The sequence below is a fragment of the Halomonas sp. 3D7M genome, assembly GCF_014897885.1.
Lineage (GTDB): Bacteria > Pseudomonadota > Gammaproteobacteria > Pseudomonadales > Halomonadaceae > Vreelandella.
On the sequence record NZ_JABUZF010000168.1, the window covers coordinates 1,813 to 7,934 of the forward strand.

Annotated in this window: 4 protein-coding genes; 3 read left to right on the plus strand and 1 reads right to left on the minus strand. The window is 54.6% G+C overall.

Annotated elements, in window-relative coordinates; translation table 11 throughout:
* Positions 1 to 863 (minus strand): ABC transporter substrate-binding protein (locus INT22_RS08330; RefSeq protein WP_226912526.1); only part of this gene is annotated, 863 nt, incomplete at its 3' end.
* Between the two features lie 280 nt (positions 864 to 1,143).
* Here INT22_RS08330 and INT22_RS08335 point away from each other — a divergent pair.
* From INT22_RS08335 to INT22_RS20505, 3 genes are all read left to right on the plus strand, one after another.
* Positions 1,144 to 3,276: a TonB-dependent receptor domain-containing protein gene (locus INT22_RS08335; protein WP_193068048.1), complete on the plus strand. Its 2,133-nt coding sequence runs from the start codon at positions 1,144 to 1,146 to the stop codon at positions 3,274 to 3,276.
* A 124-nt stretch (positions 3,277 to 3,400) separates the two neighbouring features.
* Positions 3,401 to 4,486 (plus strand): efflux RND transporter periplasmic adaptor subunit, encoded by a 1,086-nt coding sequence (locus INT22_RS08340; RefSeq protein ID WP_193060718.1) that lies wholly within the window; start codon positions 3,401 to 3,403, stop codon positions 4,484 to 4,486.
* Positions 4,486 to 6,122, plus strand: a 1,637-nt coding sequence (locus INT22_RS20505) for an efflux RND transporter permease subunit (protein WP_226912527.1), incomplete at its 3' end; no start/stop codon positions are given. The genes INT22_RS08340 and INT22_RS20505, both read left to right, overlap by 1 nt.

The following is a 6,122-nucleotide window of genomic DNA, read 5'->3' on the forward strand; positions in this document are numbered from 1 at the left end:
CCATTCACCGGCACGACCTGATCTTGTTTAACCACGTCCAAACGTGTGAAGGCGGAGCTTTGCTTGGCGGCATCTAACGCCGCTTGGCCATCGGCGTTAAGCGTAGCCAGAAACAGCCAATCGCCATCCACTTGGGAAAGGTTTTCAAGACTGAGTATATCGCTATGGGGGTGACCTTCAGCAACCAGACCCGCATCCTGAACCTCTAACCCCACTTTCGCCAATAGGCCAGTGGCGATCAGCTCTTTGGACATCACCATCGGGCCATTGGGCATCCAGCGAGCCAGCACAGCAGTGCCACCTGCGTTCGCATCATCAATCGCGGCGGCCAATTCGTTAATACGTTGATCGACGGCTGCAATGGCATCGTCAATTTCCGCTTCACGATTGAGCGCCTGCCCATAAAGCCGCGCTTCCGCTTGCCAATTATCAAACGCTAACGGTTGAGTATGCGGCACCACAGTGGGCGCAATGCGCGATAGCAACTGGTACTGCTCTTCCGATAGCTGAGCAGCGGCCAGAATTAAATCGGGCTGCTGGGCCAAAACCGCTTCAATATTGATTTCACGTGTAACGCCGACAATCTCAGGGCGCTCGCCATTAAAGTGGGCTTCCACGTACTCAGCAACATTATCACCACCGCGGGTAGTGACCGCGCCAACGGGGGTCACGCCAGCAGCCAAAGCAGCATCTAACGCACCCTCATACAGAGTGACAACACGCTCTGGCGCATCACTAACGTCAACGTCTCCGTATGCGGTATCCAGCGTGCGCGCCTGAGCAACGCTTGCCAACGACCCGCCTACCAATAACCCGCCTACCACAATACCGACTAGTCCGTTGCGCAGCGATGAGTAACCCATAAGTAACGCTCCTGAGAGTTTGTGGCAATGATAATAACGATTCTCAAAGGCACTTGCATTATTATTCCAACGAATCGAACGTTCCAGATACTGCAACACCCACTTAATTAGCCGCCTAATAACCTTAATAGAGGTGTATTTTGTTCATAGCATTGTTCGATATTAAGCAACACAATGTTCGATGAAACAAACTCGCATATGGGAACTTTTCTTCTTAGAATCACCACCTCGATTGATAACAGTTTTCATTAGCAAATAAGTTTCATCTCAGGGGATCACCATGCCACGCTTCACTCGCACCGCGTTAGCCAGCGCCGTCGCTCTTAGCGTCACCGCCACCGCGGCCTTAGCTCAAGAATCAGAACAACTAGACAATATCGTTGTATCTGCAAGCGGTTTTGAGCAGGCACTGGTGGATGCCCCTGCCAGTATTTCCGTCGTTTCTCGTGAGGAACTGGAGCGCAAGCGCATTACCAGCGTGGCTGATGCGTTACGTGATGTAGAAGGTGTTGATGTTGGTGGGTCTGTCGGCAAAACCGGGGGCCGCAATATCAGTATTCGTGGGATGCCTAGCGACTATACATTGATTCTTATTGATGGCCGTCGGCAGAACGCGGCTGGCAGCGTCACGCCTAACGGGTTTGGCGAAACATCTACTAGCTTCTTCCCGCCTGTCTCCAGTATTGAACGTATCGAAGTCATTCGTGGCCCAATGTCGACGCTATATGGCTCTGACGCCATGGGCGGGGTAATCAACATCATCACTCGTCGAGTAGACCGCGAGTGGGTTGGCTCCATAGGCGTTGAAAACACATTTAATGAAGATCGTGATTTCGGCGATCGCCGCGAAATCAACCTGTACACCAGCGGCCCGCTTATTCAAGACACGCTAGGCATTCAGGTGCGTGGTCGCTTATACGAACGAGATGCATCAGAGCTTACTTACACTGACGGCAACGGCAATCCCATTGACGTTAGCCAGCGCGGCCCCAGCCCCGTTGAAGGCGATACCTATAACCTGGGCGGCAAGTTAACCTGGACCCCAAATGCCGATCACGACCTTTGGCTGGATGGTGAAGTTAATCGACAGCGTTATAACAATGACGAATGCCAGCTTGGTACTTTAGATGGCCGCACCCGTAGCTGCGCGCCAGATCCTGGCGCCGCCAATGGCTACGCCGACGAGTTGCGCTTTGAGCGTCAGCAGGTTGCTATTGGTCACACTGGACGCTTTGCATCAGGCACGCTCGAATCCAGTTTAATGCGCAACACCACAGAAACTAAAGGCCGCACGATTCCTGGTGAAAATGGCGTTGCCTATGACGGTTTCCCTGGCATCGTGGGCGGCGCGCCTCGCGAGCTAGAAACCACCAATACAGTGTTAGACAGCAAATATATCATGCCGCTAGGCGACCACATGACCACAGTGGGCTTGCAGTGGTGGGATGCTAAGCTCGATGATGGGTTAGCAAATGAGACCTTTGAGCAAACCACATGGTCGCTCTTCGCAGAAGATGAGTGGATGCTACGTGACGATTTGGCGCTAACGCTTGGCGGTCGCTACGATCATCATGATGCCTTTGGCAGCCAGTTCAGCCCACGTAGCTATTTAGTGTGGAACACGACGCCAAACTGGACACTGAAAGGCGGCGTCAGCCGAGGCTACAAAACGCCCTCGCTGAATGACCTGCATGCGGGTATCAATGGCGTTACGGGCCAGGGCACCATACTCACTATCGGCAACCCGAACCTTGAACCGGAAACCAGTACCAGCAGTGAAATTAGTGCACATTACGATAGCCTGGCAGGCTTCACCGCTAGCGCCACGCTGTTCTATAACGAGTTCGACGACAAAATAGCCAGCGGCAACGACATTGTTGTTGAGAACAATCCGCTGGTACCCGATGGTGTCTATAGCCAAGACGTCAATATCGATGAAGCCGTTACCCAGGGTGTCGAGCTTTCTACCAGCTATCAGTTCACGCCAGATTGGCGCTTATCGGCCAACTACACTTACACCGATAGCGAACAGAAGAGCGGTAACAACCGTGGCGAACCGCTGACCGATACCCCGGAGCATGCATTCAATGCCACGCTGCGCTGGCAAGCCACGCCGCAGTTAGACACGTGGCTTTCCGCCGAGTACCGCAGCGAACGATACCGTAACCGTGAAAGCGTTAGGGGCGCGCCCTCTTTCGATGACCTAGGCGACTTCAAAGCCTATTCACTGTTCCACTTAGGCGGCAGCTACGCATTTACCGAGCAATTTAACGTGAGTGCCACCATCTATAACTTGTTCGATAAAGACTTTGTCGATTATCGCGCTTACGGTGACGGCACTAGCTTTGGCAATGTGTATGCCAACAGCGAAGAGGGACGCCGACTGTGGCTCTCTGCACGCTACGAGTTCTAAACGCTGCTAGCTAGAAGGTTCTATTTACTGTTTCAATGCTGACTTATTGCCCTGGCCATGCGCCAGGGCTTTTTTTTACGCCCGCTTAACCGCGAATTCGATGTTGATTAGGGAACTGTCTGCCATGACCGCGCACCCGCTCGTCCGCTATCTTGCCTTGGTTCTACTGTTGCTCTGCGGCCTAATGCTCTCTAGCGCTTCATTAGCGCAATCAGCCCCCAGGGTTGAGCTGGCGCCCGTCAACCGCGAGCCAATTTATACCGAAACAAACCTGGTCGGCACCGTAAACTCCCTGGAAGATGCCCTACTCTCAGCATCAGTAGCAGGGCTTATTATTCAGGTAGCGGTTAATCCTGGCGACCACGTCGCCAAGGGAGACACGCTAATCGCGCTGGATGACGACCTGGCTCGTTTTGACGTAGCAGCGGCGGTTGCCGCAGAACAGGAGGCCCAGGCCACGCTGGCGGAAGCAGAACGACTACTGCGAGAAGCGGAATCGGTGGGCGTAGGGCGTAACATCGCAGCGACTGAAGCTAGCGCCCGCCGTAGTGCCGTTAACGTGGCCCGCGCCGCACGCTCGCGTTTAACGGCGGAGCAAGCGCGCTTAAACGCCCTACTGGCTCGCCATGCAATTAACGCCCCTTTTGATGGCGTTGTCAGCGCTCGCAGCGTCAATCTCGGTGAGTGGGTCACGCCAGGAGATAGCGTTGCGCGACTCGTTAACCTTGATGAACTGCGCGCTGATTTTCAGGTGCCCGAAGCCTTTTATGCCGCCGTTCAAGACGAAGCGTTTATCACTCTACGTGCGGGGCAACAAACCCACGAGACCACTATCGCCACCCTAGTGCCGATCAGTGACCCCAGCGCCCGCACATTTCTATTACGCGCCCATGTGCCCGAAGCAGCTTCACTGTACCCAGGTAATGCAGTGGATGCCGTGCTGCGGGCGTCGACCGGCAGCGATGGGCTGACGGTTCCCCGCGATGCGTTAAGCCGCTACCCAGACGGGCGAATCACCGTGTGGGTCGCCACACCTAACGAAAACAACACTTATCAGGTTACTGAGCAACGCGTGGAGTTGGGTATTAACTTTGCCGACCGCGTGGAAATTGTCGAGGGCCTCTCTGGTGATGAGCAAGTCGTCATTCGTGGTAATGAATCGCTGGTCGAAGGTGTCAGTGTTGAGGATATCGCAGCGGGGAGCGAGTAATGTTTGCAGCCCTACTGCGCCAGCAAACGCTGGTCACTGTTATCGCGCTAATTTTCCTGCTGCTGGGCATTGCCGCCACGCTGCGCATCCCCGTTCAGATGATTCCCGACATTGAAGCCCGCACAATAACGGTCGAGACGCGCTGGGCGGGAGCGACACCTCAGGATATCGAAAAAGAGATCCTCATTGAGCAGGAGCAGTACCTGCGCAATGTGCCAAATCTTACCCGCATGACGGCGATGGCCGAAAGCGGCAGCGCTGAAATTGAGCTTGAATTCCCGTTTAGCGTGGATATGACGGCAGCGCTGATTCAAGTAAATAACGCGCTCAGCCAAGTATCGTCATATCCCACCAATGTGGACCAGCCACGGATTGTTTCTGCCGCCTTTTCAACAGACGCGTTTTTACGCTTTCACGTGGGTACGCTACCCGGCAACCCTAAGGCGTTAGATATCCAACTGATGAGCGACTTTATCGACGACCGTGTGCGGCCTCGCATGGAAAGCGTCAAAGGCGTGTCGGAAGTCGGCGTCAATGGCGGCGCTCAGCGGCAGCTACAAATTTTGGTCGATCCTGGTGCGCTAGCCCAGCGCGGGGTCGCACTTACCGAGCTACGCGACGCCATCACCCAGCGTAACCGGGATATATCCGGTGGCGAATTAGAAGCCGGTAAACGCCGCTACCTGATTCGCACGCTGGGCCGCTTTGATGATGCTGAGGCACTGGCGCAGCTGGTTGTCGCTCGTCAAGGCGATAGCATCGTGCGGCTTGCCGACGTTGCCGAGGTCCGCCAGGGGCAATCGCGCTTAAGCCAGCTATCGTTTTATAACGGCCAACCGGGCATTGGTATGGACCTGCGGCGGGAAAGCGGTGCCAACGTCATCGATATCAAATATGCCATTGAAGAAGAAATAGCGGCCATTAACGACAGCATTCTGCGCCCGGCGGGTATGGAAATGGTGCTGACTGCCGATGATGTGCGCTATGTGGAAGCCTCGGTCAGTAATGTATGGAGCAATCTGCTACTCGGGGCGGCCTTTGCAACGTTGGTGATGTATCTGTTTTTGCGCTCCGCTCGCGCCACCTTTATTGGCGTTATTGGCATCCCCTTCTGCACCATTGCTGCTTTTTTAGGGCTGATGCTCATGGGGCGCACGATTAACGTGATTTCCATGGCAGGCATTGCCTTTGCCATTGGCATGAGCGTCGATAACAGCATTGTGGTGTTGGAAAATATTGAGCGATACCGTCGTTTAGGACTCGATCGTATTGAGTCGGCGCTACGCGGCGTGCAGGAAGTATGGCCCGCGACGCTGGCATCGACGACCACCACCATCTTGGTGTTCTTACCGATTCTGTTTATCGAAGAAGAAGCTGGGCAACTGTACTCTGACGTAGCCATTGCCGTTTCTGCCGCTATTTTTGCCTCAATGCTGGTGGCAGTTACCCTGGTGCCGTCACTCTGTTCGCGCTTCAATTTTTCGATGCGCAACGAGCATGAGGATAACCCCGCGGCCTCACGCCCTTCGTGGGCTGGGGAGCGGCTTAATCGATTGATTGCCACCCCTTTTCGGCGCGGAGCGATCCTGGTAACCACGCTAGTGATCAGCGGCTGGACTATCGTTGTACTCACTCC